Genomic DNA, 19,177 nt, shown 5'->3' with positions numbered 1-19,177 from the left:
AGACGACACCCGGATAGCTTATCCGGGTGTCTTAAGGTTATCTATATCAGTGAAAACCGCTCCTCCGTCATGCCGGGCTAGACCCGGGTGACGGCACCAGGAGGAATTCCACCCACACCCGTTGGCAACTGTCAGGCAGCCGCGTCCCATACCGGTGCAAGCCCGTCCGGCGAGACGATACGGCCATCCGGTCGAGCAAGAGCGCGGATCGCATCCGTCTCAGCGACCGACAGCGTGAAATCGAAGATCGCAAGGTTTTCATCAACACGGGCTTCGCTCACCGTCTTCGAAAGCGCAATCACACCCTGCTGCTGCACGAGCCAGCGCAGCACCACCTGCGCCACCGACTTGCCCCGGCTTGCGGCGATGTCCTTTAGAACCGGATCGGCAAAAACCTTGCCGTCGGCCATACCGTAATAACCCGTCACCGACATGCCGGCAGCCTTGGCCGCCGCGATCACCATATCCTGATCGATATAGGGATGGTATTCGATCTGATTGGTGGCGATCGGTGCCTTTGACAAACTGACCGCCTCAGCCATCAGCGCCGTATTGAAGTTGGACACGCCGATATGGCGAACCTTTCCGGCGTCGCGAACCGCGTTCAGCGCGCCGATCTGCTCGGCCAGCGTTACCGCTTCGTTCGGCCAGTGCAGAAGCAGGAGATCGACATAATCGGTCTTCAGTTTTTTCAGGCTCTCATCGACGGAGGCAAGAAAGGCGTCGTGCCTGTAGTTCTCCACCCAGACCTTGGTGGTCAGGAAGATATCGCTGCGTGCCACGCCGGAACCGGCAATGGCTTCGCCGACTTCGGCCTCATTACCGTAAATCTGCGCGGTATCGATATGGCGAAAGCCGGCCTTCAGGGCATGCGGAACGATCCGAAGAACATCGGGGCCGGGAATACGGAAGGTACCGAAGCCAAGCGCCGGGATCGATGCGCCGTTGGCGGTGACATCAAACATATATTTTCTCCTTTCAGGGTGCGCCCGGCCAGCCCTTAGGCAATGGCCGGGATTTATATGAAAAACTCACGCAGTCTTCAGCGAGAGCGAGGCGCGACGGTCGAGTGCACCGCTCCAGAGGGTGAGAATGAGGGCAATGGCGACAAGGATGGCGCCAACCCACGGGGTTGCGGCAAGGCCCATCGGCGATTCCACCACCAGACCGCCAAGCCACGCACCAATCGCGATGCCGAGATTGAAGGCGGCGATATTGAGCGCCGAGGCGACATCGACAGCGCCGGGGCGGTGTTCCTTGGCCAGCTGCACCACATAAAGCTGCAGGCCGGGAACGTTGGCGAAGGACAGGAAGCCGAGCGCCACCAGCGTGATCAGGGTCAGAACCGGCGAAACGGCGGTGAAGGAAAAGACCAGAAGCACGATGGCTTGTGCCAGAAAGAGTCCGATCAACGCCTTGACCGGATTGTGGTTGGCGATTTTGCCGCCACCGATATTACCGGCGGCAATGGCGATGCCGTAGAGCACAAGGATCAGGCCGACGCTCTTTTCGGAGAAGCCTGTGACATCCTGAAGGATCGGCGCCAGAAAGGTGAAGGCGACGAAGGTGCCGCCGTAACCAAGTGCGGTCATGGCGAAAACGATGAGCAGTCGGCCGGAACCCAGCACCCGCACCTGATCGAGAAGGCTGGCGGGCGGCGCTTTCTTCAGCGTGCCCGGCAACAGGGCCGCGATACCGGCAAAGGCGATGACACCAAGACCTGCAACCGCCCAGAAGGTGGCGCGCCAGCCGAAAATCTGCCCGATATAGGTACCGATCGGCACGCCGGTGACGATGGCGACGGTCAAACCCATGAACATCATGGCAATCGCCGAGCCACGGCGGTTTTCCGGCACGAGATCGGCGGCGATGGTGGCGCCAACGGAGAAGAACACGCCATGGGCGAAGGCGGAAAGCACCCGCGCGACCAGAAGCGTCTCATAGCTTGGCGACACGGCGGCTGCGACATTACCGACGACGAACAGCGCCATCAGACCCAGCAGCAGCGGCTTTCTTTCGATCTTGCCGGTCAGCGCAGTCAGGATCGGCGCACCGAAAGTGACACCCAGCGCGTAAACGCTGACGATAAGGCCGGCAAGCGGCAGGGTAATGTGGAGATCTGCGGCGACCGTCGGCAAAAGACCGACGATGACAAACTCCGTGGTTCCGATCGCGTAAGCCGCGATCGTCAAGGCAAATATGGCCAATGGCATGACGAGTACCTCTTCGCCCGGAGCGGGATCGCGGGCGTTATGGACAGCGGGTACTGTCCGGTTGGATCAACTGTGTGATTGCAATATGGGCGAAGGGGACTTGCTTGATAATCAGCAAGATTGGATAAAGGCCTTTGAATTAATTTCACAAGTGGTGCAGCGATGGACAACAGGGCCGGAGAAATGGAAGTCTTCGTCGCGGCAGCCGAGCTGGGGAGTTTTTCCGCAGCCGGGCGCAGGCTCAAGCTTTCACCCTCGGCGGTGAGCAAACTTGTCACCCGCATTGAAGACCGCCTCGGCACCCGCCTTCTCGCTCGCTCCACCCGCGTGGTGACGCTGACGCCGGAGGGGGAAATCTATCTTTCTCGGGCAAGGCGCATTCTGGCCGACATCGCCGATACGGAGCAGATCGTAGCAGGCGGCGGCAAGGTGGTGCCGCGGGGGCTATTGCGTGTCAACGCCACGCTGGGCTTCGGCGAAAGGTATCTTCTGCCGCTCGCACCGGAGTTTTTATCTCTTTATCCGGAAATCGAACTGGATATCTCGCTAACCGACGGCGTCATCAGCCTGATCGAGGAGCGCACCGACATAGCGATACGATCCGGCGGGATGGCGGATTCGTCCCTCAAGGCAAGAAAGCTGAAAGAGGTCCGACGGATCATCGTCGCCTCCCCTGCCTATATCGAAAAACATGGCATGCCGGAAAAGCCGCACGATCTGGCCCAACACAATTGCATCAGCTTCAATTTCAGTCGCAGCCTCAACGAATGGCCTTTCCGTGATCCCGGCACGACAGAGGTCTACCGCCTTCCCGTGACCGGCAACGCCTCGGTCAACAGCGGCATGGCAATGCGTAGGCTGTGCCTGACGGGCCTTGGGCTGGGAAGGGTCGGAGAGTTTCATGTCGAGCCGGATATCGAGGCCGGTCTGCTCGTGCCGGTGCTGGAGGATTACAATCCGCGCGACATGGAGGTGATCCACGCCGTTTATGCCGGACATGATCACCTGGCCGCCCGCGTACGCGCCTTTATCGATTTTGTCGCGGCAAAGGTCGGGCGGTGACTAGCTGCCTCAGACGAGGCTGTGAACCATCTTCGCCAGCCAGTCCACGAAAACACGGACCTTGTTGGTGACGTGCCTCGTCTGTGGGTAGACCACATAGATCGGCATCGGTTCGCGCCGCCATTCCGGCAGAACCGGCACAAGCTCGCCACGCGCAAGCGCATCCTTGACCATGAAAACGGGCAGCTGCACCATGCCCATGCCCGCCAGCGCGGCGTTGAGATAGGTGCGGCTGTCATTCACCGACACGACATAGTTGGGCGTAATCTCGACGCTGCGAAGCCCGTTGTCGAATGAGATCGGCATGATCTGGCCAGTGGTGGCATTGAAATATCCCACGGAATGATGTCCGTTTTCGAGATCTTCCGGCTGTTGCGGCATGCCGAAACTCTCGATGTACAGGGGAGAGGCGAAGGTTTCGAATTTCAGCTCGCCGACCTTGCGCGCTATAAGGGATTGATCCCGCAACGTGCCGACCCGCAGCGCGCAATCGACATTCTCCGCGATATAATCGACCAGACGGTCGCCGACGCCGAGATCGAGCCGGATTTGCGGATAGCGCTGGTAAAATTCGCAAAGATGTGGAATAACCACGAGGTCCGCGAAGACACCGGCCATTTCCACCCGCAACCGGCCAGACGGCTGCACCTGCGCGCTGGACATGCTGCCATCAAGCTCTTCGATTTCCGACAGAATCTGCGAGGCCCGCTCATAATATAGAGCGCCGTCCGTCGTCAGCATCACCCGCCGCGTTGTGCGGTTGAGAAGCGTGGTATGTAAATGCGCCTCCAGCGCCTGGACCATGTTGGTGACGGTGGTTTTGGGCATGTTCAGCGCGGTCGCGGCGCGGCTGAAATTGCCGGTTTCGACGACGCGAGTGAATACCCGCATGGCGGAAAGCTGATCCATGTCGCTATTATCCGTTTTTTTGGAATAGTGTTTTCATTTTGATGTACTTGATCGTTTTCTCCCGAACAATAATATGAATTTCAGATTTTGCAAATATGGTGAGCTGCTGATGGCGGCGCACGGGACCGGATCAGATGAAAGCGCACTGGGAAAATATCGAAGGCTGTGGGGGCTCAGCGTCCCAGCTTTCCGTGCGCCGATATGAAAGTGCCGGCCTGTGCACCAACCCGCCCGTGGTCCTTTATTTGCGCGGCGGCTCGTTTCTTGAAAAGGGCGGCAATTGCCCGGAGCTTCCGGTGGCACGCGCGCTCGCTGAAAGCGGCGCGATCGTCGTCGAGGCCGACTATAGCAAGTCGTCCGGCAACGAGTTTCCGATGGTGATCGATTGTGCCTTCGAAGCGCTGGATCACCTGAGCCGGGACCGCAAGCATTATGGCGGCGCGAAATCGCTGCTGTTTGTGGCCGGCGAAGAGGCTGGTGGCAATGTGGCGGCTGGGCTTGCGCTGAAGGCGCGGGACCGCATGCCGGGCAAGCTTGCCGGTCAAATACTTCTGTCGCCCATGATCGACCCGATGATGACGACGGAATCCTTCCGCGATGCGGACAGGATCGGCATGCGCCAGCGCTGGGCGGATGGCTGGAGCCATTACCTTGCCAAGGCCTGCGGGTTTTTTCACCCCTATGCCGCGCCCTGCCAGTGTACGCGGCTGAACCGGGTGGCGCCGGCGCTGATCTTTACCGCCGAGGACGACCCTCTGCGCGACGAAACGGTCGGTTATGCCGACAGGCTCATCGCCTCCGGTGTCAGCGTCCGGCAGCATGTTTTCCCCGCCGGTATTGGCTGGACGGGGCTTTATCAAGGAAAGGGCGGCGGATGGGTCCCATCCGTCTGTTCGGAGTTCAAGACCTTCGTTGACCAGATAAAACACTGAAATCGCATTTTGAGCATGTCCAGTAAAAGTGCGTAGCGGTTTTACGCCCGGACCTTGCGACAAAACACACAGATAGAGAAACTGACCGGCTCCTGATCCGAGCCAAGGAGAGACCCATGACGCTGACCACAAAGCGCCGGGCCCTGACGGGCGCCGGTATCGGGCTTGCTATGTCCGTTGCAGCCGCAGCACTCATTTTCGACCTGCCCACCAGCCGTGATGCGACGGCAGCTTCCACCCCGGCTGAAACGCCGGCTATCCCAGTCACCGTCGCCAAGGTGGAAAGCCGCGATGTGATGCGCTGGGAAGAATTTTCCGGCCGTCTCGAAGCCGTCGACCGCGTGCAGATCCGCTCCCGCGTCGCTGGCCAGATCAAGGCCGTGCATTTCCGCGAAGGCGCGCTGGTGAAGGAAGGCGACCCCCTCTTCACCATCGATCCGGCCCCCTATCAGGCAGCCGTTGCAGGTGCTGAAGCCCAGGTCGCCTCCGCCGAAGCCAAGGTCAGCCTTGCCAAGACGGAACTCGACCGTGGCCGCAGGCTTTCCGACAATCGCACGATCTCCCAGAGCGATCTCGACCAGCGGCAAAGCTCGTTTGCGGATGCCGAAGCCCAGCTTCGCGCCGCCCGCTCGACGCTGACGACGGCTCAGCTCGATCTTGGTTACACCGAAATCGTTGCACCGGTTTCCGGCAGGGTCGGCCGCATCGAAATCACCGCCGGCAACCTCGTTGCCGCCGGCTCGACATCGCCTGCCCTGACGACGCTGGTTTCGGTCAACCCGATCTATGCCAGCTTCAACGCCAGCGAAGGAACGGTAGCGAAAGCGCTTTCCGAGCTGCCGAAGACGACCGACGCCCTGCCCGCGCTCGAACAGATCCCGGTGGAAATCGGCACGCTTTCGGATGAAGGCACGCCGATCAAGGGCACCCTGCACCTCATCGACAACCAGGTCGATTCCGCCAGCGGCACCATTGGTGTGCGTGCGGTCTTCGAAAATCCTGATGGCAGGCTCATTCCCGGCCAGTTCGTGCGGGTGCGCATGGGTGAACCGAAGCCGGAAAACCGGATAGTCATCAGCGACCGCGCCATCGGCACGGATCAGGACAAGCGGTTCGTCTTTGTCGTCGATGCCGAAAACAAGGTGAGCTACCGCCAGATCAAGCCCGGCGCACCGGCTGACGGCCAGCGCATCATCGACAGCGGCCTTGCAGCCGGCGATACGATCGTCGTCAACGGCCTGCAGCGCATTCGCCCCGGTGCAACCATCGCACCGCAGGCGGAAGACAAGGTCGCCGCCTCGCAATAACGCCGTCCCGCCTCCGGCGAGACGCATTTCACAAAGAACCGGCCCTCACCGGCGGCCATGATGCCGCCGGAACGGTCCTTGCATTTCCAAATCTACCCGGAGAGGGGACTGGATATGAATATTTCCAGATTTTTTGTCGACAGGCCGGTCTTCGCCGGCGTGCTGTCGATCCTGATCGTGGTCGCAGGCCTTCTCGGCATGCGCGCCCTGCCGATTTCCGAATATCCGGAAGTCGTGCCGCCATCCGTCGTCGTCCGCGCCACCTATCCCGGTGCGAACCCTGCCGTCATCGCTGAAACAGTCGCCACGCCGCTTGAAGAACAGATCAACGGCGTCGAGGACATGCTCTATATGGGCAGCCAGGCGACATCGGACGGCGTGCTGACGCTGACCGTCACGTTCAAGCTGGGCACCGACCCGGACAAGGCGCAGCAGCTGGTGCAGAACCGCGTGTCGCAGGCCGAACCGCGCCTGCCCGCGGAAGTGCGCGCACTCGGCATCACCACCGTCAAAAGCTCGCCCGACTTCATCATGGTCGTCAATCTCGTGTCGAAGACCGATGCCTATGACATCACCTATCTGCGCAACTATGCGACGCTGAACGTCAAGGATCGCCTCGCCCGTATCGAAGGCGTGGGTCAGGTGCAGGTCTTCGGCGCGGGTGACTATTCCATGCGCGTCTGGCTGGATCCGCAAAAGGTGGCCGAACACGATCTCGCCGCCAGCGACGTATCCGACGCCATCCGTCAGCAGAACGTCCAGGCCGCAGCCGGCGTCATCGGCGCATCGCCAAGCCCCAACGGCGTCGACCTGCAGCTCAACGTCAATGCCCAGGGCCGTCTGACGACTCCGGAGGAATTCGGCAACATCATCGTCAAGAGCGGCGCGAACGGCCAGATCACCCGTCTTCGCGACGTCGCCCGCATCGAACTCGGCGCTGCCGACTATACGCTGCGCTCGCTGCTCGACGGCGAACCGGCCGTGGCGATTGCCGTATTGCAGGCTCCCGGCTCCAACTCCATCGAAATCGCCGATAATGTCCGCGCGACAATGGACAATCTGCAACTGGCGATGCCTGATGGCGTGAAATATGAAATCGTCTACGACACGACGAAGTTCGTTCGCTCGTCCATCGAAAAGGTCGTTGATACGCTCCTCGAGGCCGTTGGCCTCGTGGTACTGGTGGTCATCCTGTTCCTCCAGACCTGGCGCGCCTCGATCATTCCGCTGATCGCCGTTCCGGTGTCGATCATCGGCACCTTCGCCGTCATGTATGCCTTCGGTTTCTCCATTAACGCGTTGACCCTGTTCGGCCTCGTGCTGGCCATCGGCATCGTGGTGGATGACGCCATCGTGGTGGTGGAAAACGTCGAGCGAAACATCGAAAACGGGCTTTCTCCGCGTGATGCCACCTACAAGGCGATGCGCGAAGTCTCCGGGCCGATCATAGCAATCGCGCTTGTGCTGGTCGCCGTTTTCGTCCCACTGGCTTTTATCTCCGGCCTTTCCGGCCAGTTCTACCGGCAGTTCGCGCTGACGATCGCGATTTCCACCGTCATTTCGGCGATCAATTCTCTGACGCTGTCACCCGCTCTTGCGGCCCTGCTGCTGAAAGAGCACGACGCACCGAAAGACTGGCTGACCCGCTTCATGGACCGGATTTTCGGCTGGTTCTTCCGTGGATTCAACCGCGCCTTCGGGGCCGCCTCCAATGGGTACGGCAAAACCGTAGGCGGGCTGGTAACGCGCAAAAGCCTCGTCATGATCGTCTATATGGCGCTGGTGGCTGCCACCTACGGCATGTTCAGCGCGGTCCCAAGCGGGTTCGTACCGGCGCAGGACAAGCAATATCTCATCGGCTTCGCCCAGCTTCCGGACGGCGCAACCCTTGACCGCACGGAAAGTGTCATCAAGCGGATGAGCGATATCGCCATGCAACAGCCGGGCGTCAGCCACGCCATTGCCTTCCCCGGCCTGTCGATCAACGGCTTCACCATCGGCTCCAATTCCGGCATCGTCTTTGCAGTTCTCGACGACTTCGAAAACCGCAAGACGCCGGAACTGTCAGGCGGTGCCATCGCAATGCAGCTGAACCAGAAGTTTGCCGGCATTCAGGATGCCTTCATCGCCATGTTCCCGCCGCCGCCGGTTAACGGTCTCGGCCAGACGGGCGGCTTCAAGCTGCAGATCGAGGACCGTGCCGGTTACGGCTACCAGACGCTTGACGAAGCGGCCAAGGCGGTCATCGCCAAGGCATACCAGACACCGGAACTGGCAGGCATCTTCTCCAGCTTCCAGATCAACGTGCCGCAGCTCTTCGCCGATCTCGACCGCGCCAAAGCCGAGCAGCTGGGTGTTTCGGTCAGCGACGTCTTCCAGACGCTGCAGATCTATCTGGGCTCGCTTTATGTCAACGACTTCAACGCCTTCGGGCGGACATACAGCGTGCGTGTGCAGGCAGATGCGCAATTCCGCGCACATGCCGAAGATATCGGCCGCCTGAAGGTCCGCTCGTCCACCGGTCAGATGATCCCGCTTTCCACGCTGTTGAAGGTAGATGCAACAACAGGACCGGAGCGCACAAACCGATATAACGGCTTCCTTGCAGCCGATATCAACGGCGGTCCGGCACCGGGCTTCTCCTCTGGACAGGCGCAGGCGGCGATCGAGAAAATCCTTGCCGAAAACCTGCCGGCCGGGATCGAATACGAATGGACGGACCTGACTTACCAGCAGATCCTTGCCGGTAATTCCAGCCTCGTGGTCTTCCCGCTGGCGCTGCTGCTCGTCTATCTCGTATTGGCTGCGCAATATGAAAGCCTGACCCTGCCGATCGCGATCATTCTGATCGTTCCGCTCGGCGTTCTCGCCGCATTGACAGGCGTCTGGCTGACGGGAGGGGACAACAACATCTTTACGCAGATCGGCCTTGTCGTCCTTGTCGGGCTATCGGCGAAGAACGCGATCCTGATCGTGGAATTCGCCCGCGAGCTGGAATTCGAAGGACGAACGCCGCTTCAGGCCGCAGTCGAGGCAAGTCGCCTGCGCCTCCGCCCGATCCTGATGACCTCACTCGCCTTCATCATGGGCGTGGTGCCTCTGGTCATCTCCACCGGTGCGGGTGCGGAAATGCGCGCGGCCATGGGTGTCGCAGTGTTCTCCGGCATGATCGGGGTGACGTTCTTCGGCATCTTCATGACACCGGTATTCTACGTGCTGGTTCGCAAGCTGTCGGGTAACCGTCCTCTCATCCAGCACAAACAGGAAGAACCTGCCAATTCGGACTACAAGCTCGAAAAGGCCGGCTGAGACCTGATCCAATCCACCGCAAACTTCGACGAAAGCCCGCCGCGCATCTAACGATGCGCGGCGTTTTTGTTGCTTGGAACGTCCATGTGCATCGCCTGAAACAGAATCTGTTTCAATGACTTAAGCAGCAAGCACATACATGTTGCGCCGCAATAACGAAAGAACGAATAAACTATATCCGCATAAGGCAGCAGATACGTATAGGAACAATGCTATTTTGTGCTTTCCATTTTGTGGTAATTTCAAGAACAGGGTGATTCGGGCTAAATGATTTAGTTCAGGGGTGACATGATGGAGCAGGAATACGAGAACTGGGCGACAACCATTGCCTATTCGATAGTAATGCATGAAGGTCTGGATCTAGCGCTTGCCGCGCAGAATCTGGACAGAGGCAAGACCAGAAACAACCGTGAACGGCTGATGGAAGCCATCCGCAAATCTCTGCTGGAGGCCCGTTCGCGCAGCCATCTGACGGTAGCGCAGCGGCTCTGAAGTCTGTCGCCGTATCCGATGCTGCCACAGGATCAGGTTGGAAGCAGATCGGTCCTTATCGCGGCTTTCAGCGGCAGGTGGTCCGAGGCAATGCGCGCCAGCGCACTGTCATGCGCTTCCACCTGCTCGATCAGCCCTTCGCGGTTGGCGATGATCCTGTCGAGCGCAAGCACCGGCAGGTTGGATGGGAAACTGGGCACTGCCGGCGGCAGGGCGCCGAATGCATCTCTCAGAGTATTGAGCGACGAGCCATTGCCGAGACGCCATTCGTTCAGGTCTCCCATGAGGATGGTCGCGCATTCGTTTCGCGCTTCCAGAAGACCGATAAGCGCCTTCGCCTGTTGGGCACGGGAATGCCTCAAAAGACCGAAATGCGCGGCGATTATTCGCAGTGCGCCACCGCTTTTCAAATCCAGTTCCACCACCAGCGCGCCGCGCGGCTCCAGCCCCGGCAATTTCAGCGTATGAACATCCCGCACCGCACCTTCCTTGAACAACAGGACATTGCCGTGCCATCCATGCGCCTTCACACCCGCCAGAACAGGCACGGGGACAAGCCCGCTTTCCCGCTCCAGCCGGGCAAGATCGAGCAGGCCCGTGCGCTCGCCGAAACGGCTGTCCGCCTCCTGTAGCGCGATGATATCCGCGCCAATTTCCTGAATGACGCGGCTGGTGCGATCAGGGTCGAACCTGCGGTCGCGTCCGACGCATTTATGGACGTTGTAGGACGCGATGACCGGGAAGGAGTGATCTCTCTCCACCTGCCCGGCATTCTTCCGTTGGTGGCGGTCGCGCAGCGACTGCATGACGAAGGCGGGCAGGCTGCTGTTTTTCGCCAGTGCCGTTTTTCCACGCTCCAGCAAACTGTTTTTCTTCACGCTGCGACGCCTCCGATGCGCAAATTAAAAGTTTTAGAGCGTTTCCGACGCATGGCGCTCTAAAGATACGGCGAAGCGAGCCACAGGACGCGCTCCACAAAACGGACAACGAATGGCCGCGCATTCAGTTCGCTCAGTCGCACGGGTAAAGCGGTTGCCCGTGCTTCCCGGATGCGGTTTCCGATGGTCGCGGCGAATTCCTCATCCATAACTTCCAGATCGACTTCGAAGTTCAGCCGCAATGAACGAGGGTCCAGGTTGGAAGAACCGATGTAGCTCCAGCGCTCGTCGATCACCAGAAGCTTGGAATGATTGAAGGGCCCTGTCGCCCGCCAGATGCGGCAGTAATTCTTCAACATCTGGTCGAATTGCGCCGTCATCGCCCTGTCCACAAGCACCAGATTGTTGCTTTGCGGCACGATGATATCCACCACGACTCCCCGCCTCGCTGCGGTAATGAGCGCTGAAATAAGCTCCCGATCGGGGAGAAAATAGGGCGACATGACGAGAATGGAGGAGCGGGCGACGGAAAACGCCCCCATCAGCATCTTGTGATTGGTCTCTATGCTCTTATCCGGCCCCGAGGAGGAAACGCGCGCAACGATCTGTGAACCCGGCACACCATCGGGAATGGCGATATCCCAGACCGGCGTGTGCAGAAGCTTCCCCGTCGTGAACCTCCAGTCCTCCGCCGCAATGGAGAAAAAATCAGAGACAACCGGCCCGCTGATCTTGAAATGAGTGTCGTGCGCCTGTTTTTCGCCGCCGAATTCAAGGGTGAAGCCCTCGCGGATATTCATGCCGCCGCTAAAGGCGAGGCGCCCGTCCACCACGAGGATCTTGCGGTGGGTGCGCAAATTCGCATAGGGCAGCCGCAGCCCCATGATGACATTGCCGTTGAATACATCGGCAACGATGCCTTTTTCCCGGAGCGTTGGCAGGATGCTCGGCACGGAATAGCGCGCGCCCACCGCATCCACCAGCACCCGCACCTCCACGCCCCGGAACTTCGCCCTTTCCAACGCCGCGACAAAACGCGCACCGATCCTGTCATTGTCGAAAATATATGTTTCGAGGATGATCGACCGCTTCGCCTCGCCTATCGCTTCAAGCATGGCGGCATAGGCCGCGTCGCCGGTGACAAGCGGCTCGATGCGGTTACCGGTCGTCAGTGCGTGGCGCGTCACCCGGTCGCCGAGCGTCTTCATCGCCTCGAAACGGCGTCCGAACCGCGCGGCAATCACCTCGCCGCTCGCATCCAGGCGCGCCACGCGATCCATGATCTCGTCCTGCATGAAAGACCGCTGCTGCCTGATACTGGACCGGCGAATCCGGTTGATGCCGGCAATCGCATAAATGACTGCACCGACGATCGGCGACAGAACGATGACGCCCACCCAGCCAAGCGCGGAGCGGACCTCTTCCTTCGTCATCGTGGCATGTACGGCCGCCACGGTTCCCATCAAAATGGAAAGAGCGGCAAGGATATGAGGCCAATAGGCGATGACGAGATCGAGCATGATGCAACTATAGGGCATCGTGCCGAAAAGTGTACCGCGGTTTTGGGAAAACCCGATGCGTAAACAAAAAGGTAGGGCAGTTCGCCGATCCCGCAATACCGGACCGGCACCGGAAAGGCCAAGAAGACCGGACGCCCATCGTTTTACGGGATAGACCCTTGCGGGATTAACGGTGGAAAGTGACGATGCGATATGTCATGAGAGCGCATCTTGATCTGTGAGCAGGGGCACTTGCGGGCTTCTGTGGCGTTTGAAAGCAAGAAGGCCGTGATGCAGGAAAATACCCAGGGCGCCGTCATCGTCATTTCCAGCCACGTCATGCGTGGATCGGTCGGCAACCGTGCCGCAGTCTTCGCGCTGGAGACCCTTGGCTATCCGGTATGGGCGGTGCCCACAATCGTTTTGCCCTGGCACCCCGGCCATGGCCCGTCCACCCGGATGCGCTTTCAGGACGACGACTTCGACAAGGCCATGACCGACCTCGAAAACGCCAAATGGATCGGCGAGGTCAAGGCTGTCCTGACCGGTTATTTCGGCAGCGCGGCGCAGGTGCGCTCCGTCGCAAGGCTGATCCGCAATCTCAAGGAAAAGAACCCGTCGCTGATTTATGCCTGTGACCCGGTCATGGGCGATCTGGGCGGACTATACATTCCCCTTGAGACTGCAGAAGCCATCCGCGATCACCTCATTCCGCTTGCCACCGTCGCCACGCCAAACCGTTATGAACTGGCCTGGATGAGCGGCGCCGAGCTTGAGACCAACAATGCCATCATGGATGCCGCGCTCGCACTCGGCCCGCCGAAAATGCTGGTCACCTCAGCCGTGTCGATGATGGCGGGCGGCACGGGAAATCTCTATTTGAGCGGCCGGCACGCGCTGATGGCGGAACACCGCGCCATAGAAGACGCACCGAACGGTCTCGGAGACCTGATGGCGGCGCTGTTCCTTGCCCGGCTGCTGGAAGGCATGGACGACGAGAAGGCGCTGCAACTGGCCACCGCCAGCGTGTTCGAAATTCTGGCGCGAACCAAAAAACGCGACATGAACGAATTGACGCTGGAGACGGATTCTTCAAGTCTCTCCACACCCATGGCGATGGTGCAGATGCGCCATCTCTTGCATCCTTCGCGCAGCAAGCGCAAATAGCGGCTAAAGGATTGGTCTTCAACGCACCGAGTTCTTCTCTTGATCTTGGTCCAAGCACAACGGTACTGCGATAGATGAAAGATTTTCCGGAAAACCTTCTCAACGGCTACAAGAACTTCATGAGCGGCCGCTATGCCGACGAGCGCGAAAGATACCGCGTTCTGGCTGATACCGGACAGAAACCGCAGACCCTGTTCATTGCCTGTTGTGACTCCCGTTCGGCGCCGGAAACGATTTTCGACTGCGGACCGGGAGAACTTTTCGTCGTGCGGAACGTCGCCAACATGGTGCCGCCCTTTGAGCCTGACGGTCAGTACCACGCCACATCAGCCGCCATCGAATATGCCGTGCAGGTTCTGAAGGTGAAGGACATCGTCGTCATGGGCCATGGCCGCTGCGGCGGCATTCAGGCCGCACTCGACCCCAATCTTGAACCTCTGTCACCCGGCGACTTCATCGGCAAGTGGATGAACATGGTGAAATCCGCCGCCGAGCAGATCCAGAGCAACGACGTCATGACCGCTTCCGAGCGCCAGACGGCGCTGGAGCGCGTTTCCATTCGCAACTCCATCGCCAACCTGCGCGGCTTCCCCTTCGTCAAGGCGCAGGAAACCGCTGGCAAGGTGAAGCTGCATGGTGCCTGGTTCGATATCTCGACCGGCGAATTGTGGGTGATGGACGGCAAAACGGGCGACTTTCGCCGCCCGGACCTGTGATTGTCGAAACCTTCTCAAAGCTTCGTCACCCCGGACGTGATCCGGGGCCAAGCGCGATCAAGTCTTTGATTGCTTAGTATTGTTTTCACGGCGCAGACGCGCCGTGACTGGATGCCGGAACTAGTCCGGCATCACGGAAGTGGACGTTCCAATTGGGATAAAGCGGCCTTATTGGCCGTCAATCGCCTTGCCGATAAACGCAATCGCCTGCTGATAAACGCTTGCAGCGTTCCAGCCCTGAATGGCCGCGTAATTCGTCTGCCCCTGCTGATAACCCGCACCGCGCTGCCAGCCGTGGCCGACAAGGAAGTTGGCCGTGGAGGCCAGCGCATCGGCGCGCGAGCCGACGAGATCGATGCGTCCGTCGCGGTCGAAATCCACGCCGTAGCGCACAACGTTCAACGGCAGGAACTGCGTCTGGCCGATTTCGCCATGGGCAGCACCCTTGGCGTTAACGTTCAGCGATCCGCTGCCGACGAGCTTCAGGGCCGCATAAAGCTGCTCGGTAAAATAATCCGAACGGCGGCAGTCGAAAGAAAGCGTCGCCACGGCGGACAGCGTGTGCTGGTTGCCCATGAAGCCGCCAAATCCGGTTTCCATGCCCCAGATGGCGAGCAGCGGGCCGGCCGGCACACCATAGGCCTTTTCAATCGAGGCGAAGAGAGCCGCATTGTTCTTCTTCATGGTCTTGCCGCGCGAGATGATCGTCTGGCCGCCACGCTTCTGCATGAACTGGTCGAAGGACAGCTTGAAGCTGTGCTGGCCGCGATCGGCGCGGATGGTCGGCTGATTGTAGGAGACGCCGGAGAAGGCACGATCAAGCACCGAGGCGCTGACACCGCGGCTCGCCGCTTCCTGCTTGAAGGCACCGACCCAGGCGTCGAACCCTGCCGAAGTGTTGCCGCATTGCGCAGCCACAACCGGCGTCGCCGCCAAAACCGAGACCATGGCCACACCAGCCAGAATTGCCTTCATTGCCCGCATCAAAATCTGCCTTCGATATCCTTTGGGGAATTTATCCCGAGAACCAAAACGTCGCTGCTGTAGGGGCTCGGGTGCCAAATTGCTTTTTGGCCGCCTAAATTGCCTTTTGGCAGCAAGGCCTGCAAATAAACTGGCCGTGATGATAGCCAATTGGAAAACCCGCCTGCCCCACACAGAACAGACGGGTTATACTTAACGAACCTTAAAAAATCGTATCAAGCCGCCGCCTTGCGGGGCTTGATGAGACCACGATTGACCAGGAGTTCGGCGATCTGGATGGCATTGAGGGCAGCGCCCTTGCGCAGATTGTCCGAAACAACCCAGATATTGAGGCCGTTTTCAACAGTCGCATCCTCACGGATACGCGAAATATAGGTCGCATCCTCGCCGGCGGATTCAACCGGGGTGATGTAGCCGCCATCTTCATGCTTGTCGATCACGAGGCAACCCGGCGCTTCGCGCAAGATGTCACGCGCCTGATCGGCGGTGATCTCGTTTTCGAACTCGATGTTGACCGATTCCGAATGACCGATGAAAACAGGAACGCGCACGGCCGTGCAGGTTACCTTGATCTTCGGATCGAGCATCTTCTTGGTTTCGGCCAGAACCTTCCATTCTTCCTTGGTATAGCCGTCTTCCATGAAGACGTCGATATGCGGGATGACGTTGAAGGCGATGCGCTTGGTGAACTTCTTCGTTTCGACCGGATCGGCCACGAAGACGGCGCGTGTCTGCTGGAACAGTTCGTCCATGCCTTCCTTGCCAGCGCCGGAAACGGACTGGTAGGTGGAGACAACGACGCGCTTGATCTTGGCAAAGTCATGCAGCGGCTTCAGCGCGACAACGAGCTGGGCCGTGGAGCAATTCGGATTGGCGATGATGTTCTTGCGGGTGAAGCCCGAGATCGCGTCGGCGTTGACTTCCGGAACGATCAGCGGAACGTCCTGGTCGTAGCGCCATGCAGACGAGTTATCGATGACGACGCAACCCTGCTGGCCGATCTTCGGCGACCACTTCTTGGAAATCTCGCCGCCGGCCGACATCAGGCAAATATCCGTGTCGGAAAAATCGTAGTTTTCGAGGTTGGAAACCTTCAGCGTGCGGTCGCCATAGGAGACTTCCGTGCCCTGCGAGCGGGAGGAAGCGAGCGGCACGACTTCATCTGCCGGAAAACCACGTTCGGCCAGGATGTTGAGCATTTCGCGACCGACATTGCCGGTGGCGCCTACAATTGCAACTTTGAAACCCATGATCAAGCTCTCTTTCTGTCTCTCCTCTTTTGGGTGAGGTGGGGAACCCGCATCGCATTGCGGCTTCCTCGATCCCCAGCCAAACCGGGGAGAGAGCGGTGGCCAGAGACGTCAGACGGTTTTAATCGTCGTTTTGGCCGTAATTCGGATAGAATAAGAAAGACGCGGATCATCGCCGGCGGATTGTGCCGGTCCTTCCATGACAATCATGTCTGCAACATGCCTGCGCAAGGTGATGCTCCTTCTTCGCGAGAAGCTATTAGAAGGTTTGGTGTTCGTGTCAAGAAAAAAGGCACGTTGCGAGCGACCCGGCGCACAAGCGCAAATGCCACCTCGCGACATTTTTGCACGTTATGCATTAGACTAAAGTCATAATCCGAAAGCATCGCTCTCATTGGGGTTAATTTTCTGTCACTCTAACATTACGCGCATTGCACCCTTACGGGGGAGTCCGGAGGAGAGACAGGGCTCTGCAATGCGCTCATTTGACATCTGTGGAGGACAGACAATGGCAAACGTAGCAGCCGTGAGCGGCGCCGCCCGTCCCATGACGGGTGAGGAGAAGAAGGTGATTTTCGCCTCTTCTCTCGGAACAGTCTTCGAATGGTACGATTTTTATCTGTACGGCTCGCTCGCGATCTATATCGGCGCGAACTTCTTCAGCCAATATCCGGAAACGACACGTAACATCTTCGCGCTTCTGGCATTTGCCGCCGGCTTCCTCGTGCGTCCCTTCGGCGCCCTGGTGTTCGGGCGTCTCGGCGACATTGTCGGCCGTAAATACACCTTCCTGATCACCATTCTCATCATGGGCGTTTCGACATTCCTCGTCGGCGTCCTGCCCGGTGCATCGCAGATCGGCATCGCAGCCCCGATCATCCTGATCATCCTGCGCATGCTTCAGGGTCTGGCGCTTGGCGGCGAATATGGCGGTGCTGCAACTTATGTGGCCGAACACGCGCCCAACGGTCGCAGAGGCTATTACACCTCATGGATCCAGACGACGGCGACGCTCGGCCTCTTCCTGTCGCTGATGGTCATTCTCGGCGTGCAGTTCGCACTCGGCAAGGAAGCCTTCGCCGCCTGGGGCTGGCGTATTCCCTTCCTCGTTTCGGTTCTGCTGCTTGGCGTATCGGTCTGGATTCGTCTGAAAATGAACGAATCTCCTGCCTTCAAGAAGATGAAGGAAGAAGGCAAGACCTCAAAGGCACCGCTCAGCGAAGCCTTCGGCCAGTGGAAAAACGCAAAGATCGCCCTGCTTGCCCTCGTCGGCGCCGTCATCGGTCAGGCCGTCGTCTGGTATACGGGCCAGTTCTATGCGCTGTTCTTCCTGCAGAGCATTCTGAAGGTGGACGGCCAGTCGGCCAACATCATGGTCGCGGCGGCCCTCATCCTCGGCACGGGCTTCTTCGTGCTCTTCGGCTGGCTTTCCGACAAGATCGGCCGCAAGCCGATCATCATGGCGGGTCTCGTTCTCGCGATGCTGACCTACTTCCCGCTGTTCAAGGCGCTCACATGGGCGGGCAACCCGGCACTGGCGCAAGCGCAGGCCAGCGTTCGCGCCACCGTGACCGCTGCTCCGGGCGACTGCAAATTCCAGTTCAACCCGACAGGTACGGCGAAATTCACCACATCCTGCGATATCGCCACCTCGTTCCTGACACGCAACTCCGTTCCCTATGACGTCGTTGCTGGAGCGGCTGGAACGCCGGCAAGCGTCAAAATCGGCGACGCCACCATTGCGAGCTACGACGCCATCGCAGCCGGTGCGGATGCTGCCGCAAAAGACAGGGCCTTCCAGAAACAGGTCAACATCGCGCTGCATGACGGCGGCTACCCGCTGGTGCGCGGCGTAGCACAGGTGCCGGACGCAAAACTGGATGCCTTCATTGCCGCCAACCCGGAACTCAACCTCAATGCGGAAGCCGTTCGCGCCGCCGACAAGAAGATGGTGGCGACCGACAAGCTGGTGGCCGACAAGTTGCTGACGCCGGCCGAGACCGCCGGAGCGGCGGAAATGGCCGTCTACAGCATTGCCGGTGGCGGCACCTTCGCCATGGTCGCCGATCCGGCTGCCGTGAACTGGGTCGTCATCATCGCGGTCCTGACCGTCCTCGTGATCTACGTGACGATGGTCTACGGCCCGATTGCGGCACTGCTGGTCGAACTGTTCCCGACCCGCATCCGCTACTCCGGCATGTCGCTGCCCTACCATATCGGCAACGGCTGGTTCGGCGGCCTGCTGCCCGCCACCGCTTTTGCGATGAGCGCGGCGAAGGGCGATATCTATTACGGCCTCTGGTACCCGATCGTTTTCGCAGGCATCACACTGGTCATCGGCCTGCTGTTCCTGCCGGAAACCAAGGATCGCGACATCCACACCATGGAGTGAGCGGTTTCGCTCCCGACGATAGAGACCCGGCGCTGACGCGCCGGGTTTTTTATTGCCGCAGTACCGC

15 protein-coding genes are annotated in these 19,177 nt (G+C 59.5%); 8 read left to right on the top strand and 7 right to left on the bottom strand.

Annotated elements, in window-relative coordinates; all coding sequences use genetic code 11:
- Positions 1-131: 131 nt before the first annotated feature.
- Both F617_RS0108770 and F617_RS0108765 read right to left on the bottom strand, forming a co-directional pair.
- Entirely contained in the window at positions 132-965 is an 834-nt protein-coding gene (locus tag F617_RS0108770; protein WP_019565075.1) for an aldo/keto reductase, read from the bottom strand.
- 66 nt (positions 966-1,031) lie between these two features.
- Positions 1,032-2,213, bottom strand: a complete 1,182-nt coding sequence (locus F617_RS0108765; protein ID WP_019565074.1) for an MFS transporter — start codon at positions 2,211-2,213, stop codon at positions 1,032-1,034.
- Between the two features lie 162 nt (positions 2,214-2,375).
- Here F617_RS0108765 and F617_RS0108760 point away from each other — a divergent pair, with 162 nt between their 5' ends.
- Positions 2,376-3,275, top strand: a complete 900-nt coding sequence (locus F617_RS0108760) for a LysR family transcriptional regulator (RefSeq protein ID WP_026330747.1) — start codon at positions 2,376-2,378, stop codon at positions 3,273-3,275.
- A gap of 9 nt (positions 3,276-3,284) precedes the next feature.
- On the opposite strand, the gene F617_RS0108755 is transcribed toward F617_RS0108760, so the two are convergent.
- Positions 3,285-4,184: a LysR family transcriptional regulator gene (locus tag F617_RS0108755; protein ID WP_003514057.1), complete on the bottom strand. Its 900-nt coding sequence runs from the start codon at positions 4,182-4,184 to the stop codon at positions 3,285-3,287.
- A gap of 134 nt (positions 4,185-4,318) precedes the next feature.
- Between F617_RS0108755 and F617_RS0108750 the strand changes: the two genes are divergently transcribed.
- From F617_RS0108750 to F617_RS0108735, 4 genes are all read left to right on the top strand, one after another.
- Positions 4,319-5,116: an alpha/beta hydrolase fold domain-containing protein gene (locus F617_RS0108750; protein ID WP_013636765.1), complete on the top strand. Its 798-nt coding sequence runs from the start codon at positions 4,319-4,321 to the stop codon at positions 5,114-5,116.
- Between the two features lie 116 nt (positions 5,117-5,232).
- A complete protein-coding gene (locus F617_RS0108745) occupies positions 5,233-6,423 on the top strand; it encodes an efflux RND transporter periplasmic adaptor subunit (RefSeq protein ID WP_013636766.1) in 1,191 nt (396 codons plus the stop codon).
- A 114-nt stretch (positions 6,424-6,537) separates the two neighbouring features.
- On the top strand, positions 6,538-9,732 hold the full coding sequence (locus F617_RS0108740; protein WP_019565072.1) for an efflux RND transporter permease subunit: 3,195 nt from the start codon (positions 6,538-6,540) through the stop codon (positions 9,730-9,732).
- A gap of 288 nt (positions 9,733-10,020) precedes the next feature.
- Positions 10,021-10,224, top strand: a complete 204-nt coding sequence (locus tag F617_RS0108735) for a hypothetical protein (protein WP_019565071.1) — start codon at positions 10,021-10,023, stop codon at positions 10,222-10,224.
- A gap of 32 nt (positions 10,225-10,256) precedes the next feature.
- Here the strand turns inward: F617_RS0108735 and F617_RS0108730 are convergent, their stop codons facing one another.
- Together F617_RS0108730 and F617_RS0108725 are read right to left on the bottom strand one after the other, a co-directional pair.
- Positions 10,257-11,102 carry an endonuclease/exonuclease/phosphatase family protein gene (locus tag F617_RS0108730; protein WP_013636769.1) on the bottom strand — a complete coding sequence of 282 codons (846 nt, stop codon included), beginning with the start codon at positions 11,100-11,102 and terminating at the stop codon, positions 10,257-10,259.
- A 59-nt stretch (positions 11,103-11,161) separates the two neighbouring features.
- Positions 11,162-12,622 carry a phosphatidylserine/phosphatidylglycerophosphate/cardiolipin synthase family protein gene (locus F617_RS0108725; RefSeq protein WP_026330746.1) on the bottom strand — a complete coding sequence of 487 codons (1,461 nt, stop codon included), beginning with the start codon at positions 12,620-12,622 and terminating at the stop codon, positions 11,162-11,164.
- Positions 12,623-12,892: 270 nt separating this feature from the next.
- Between F617_RS0108725 and pdxY the strand changes: the two genes are divergently transcribed.
- Positions 12,893-13,768: a pyridoxal kinase PdxY gene (gene pdxY / locus F617_RS0108720; protein WP_026330745.1), complete on the top strand. Its 876-nt coding sequence runs from the start codon at positions 12,893-12,895 to the stop codon at positions 13,766-13,768.
- 74 nt (positions 13,769-13,842) lie between these two features.
- A complete protein-coding gene (locus F617_RS0108715; protein WP_003514071.1) occupies positions 13,843-14,484 on the top strand; it encodes a carbonic anhydrase in 642 nt (213 codons plus the stop codon).
- 168 nt (positions 14,485-14,652) lie between these two features.
- Here F617_RS0108715 and F617_RS0108710 read toward each other — a convergent pair whose 3' ends face one another.
- Both F617_RS0108710 and F617_RS0108705 read right to left on the bottom strand, forming a co-directional pair.
- Positions 14,653-15,468, bottom strand: coding sequence for a lytic transglycosylase domain-containing protein (locus tag F617_RS0108710; protein ID WP_003514072.1), 816 nt, complete (start codon positions 15,466-15,468; stop codon positions 14,653-14,655).
- Positions 15,469-15,683: 215 nt separating this feature from the next.
- Positions 15,684-16,718, bottom strand: a complete 1,035-nt coding sequence (locus tag F617_RS0108705; RefSeq protein WP_003514078.1) for an aspartate-semialdehyde dehydrogenase — start codon at positions 16,716-16,718, stop codon at positions 15,684-15,686.
- Between the two features lie 508 nt (positions 16,719-17,226).
- Between F617_RS0108705 and F617_RS0108695 the strand changes: the two genes are divergently transcribed.
- Entirely contained in the window at positions 17,227-19,110 is a 1,884-nt protein-coding gene (locus F617_RS0108695) for an MFS transporter (protein ID WP_003514082.1), read from the top strand.
- Positions 19,111-19,177: the final 67 nt, after the last annotated feature.

It is taken from the genome of Agrobacterium sp. 10MFCol1.1, from assembly GCF_000381165.1.
GTDB classification, from domain to species: domain Bacteria; phylum Pseudomonadota; class Alphaproteobacteria; order Rhizobiales; family Rhizobiaceae; genus Agrobacterium; species Agrobacterium tumefaciens.
The sequence above is the reverse complement of the archived record's forward strand: the minus strand, read 5'-3'. Positions and strand labels throughout refer to the sequence as shown.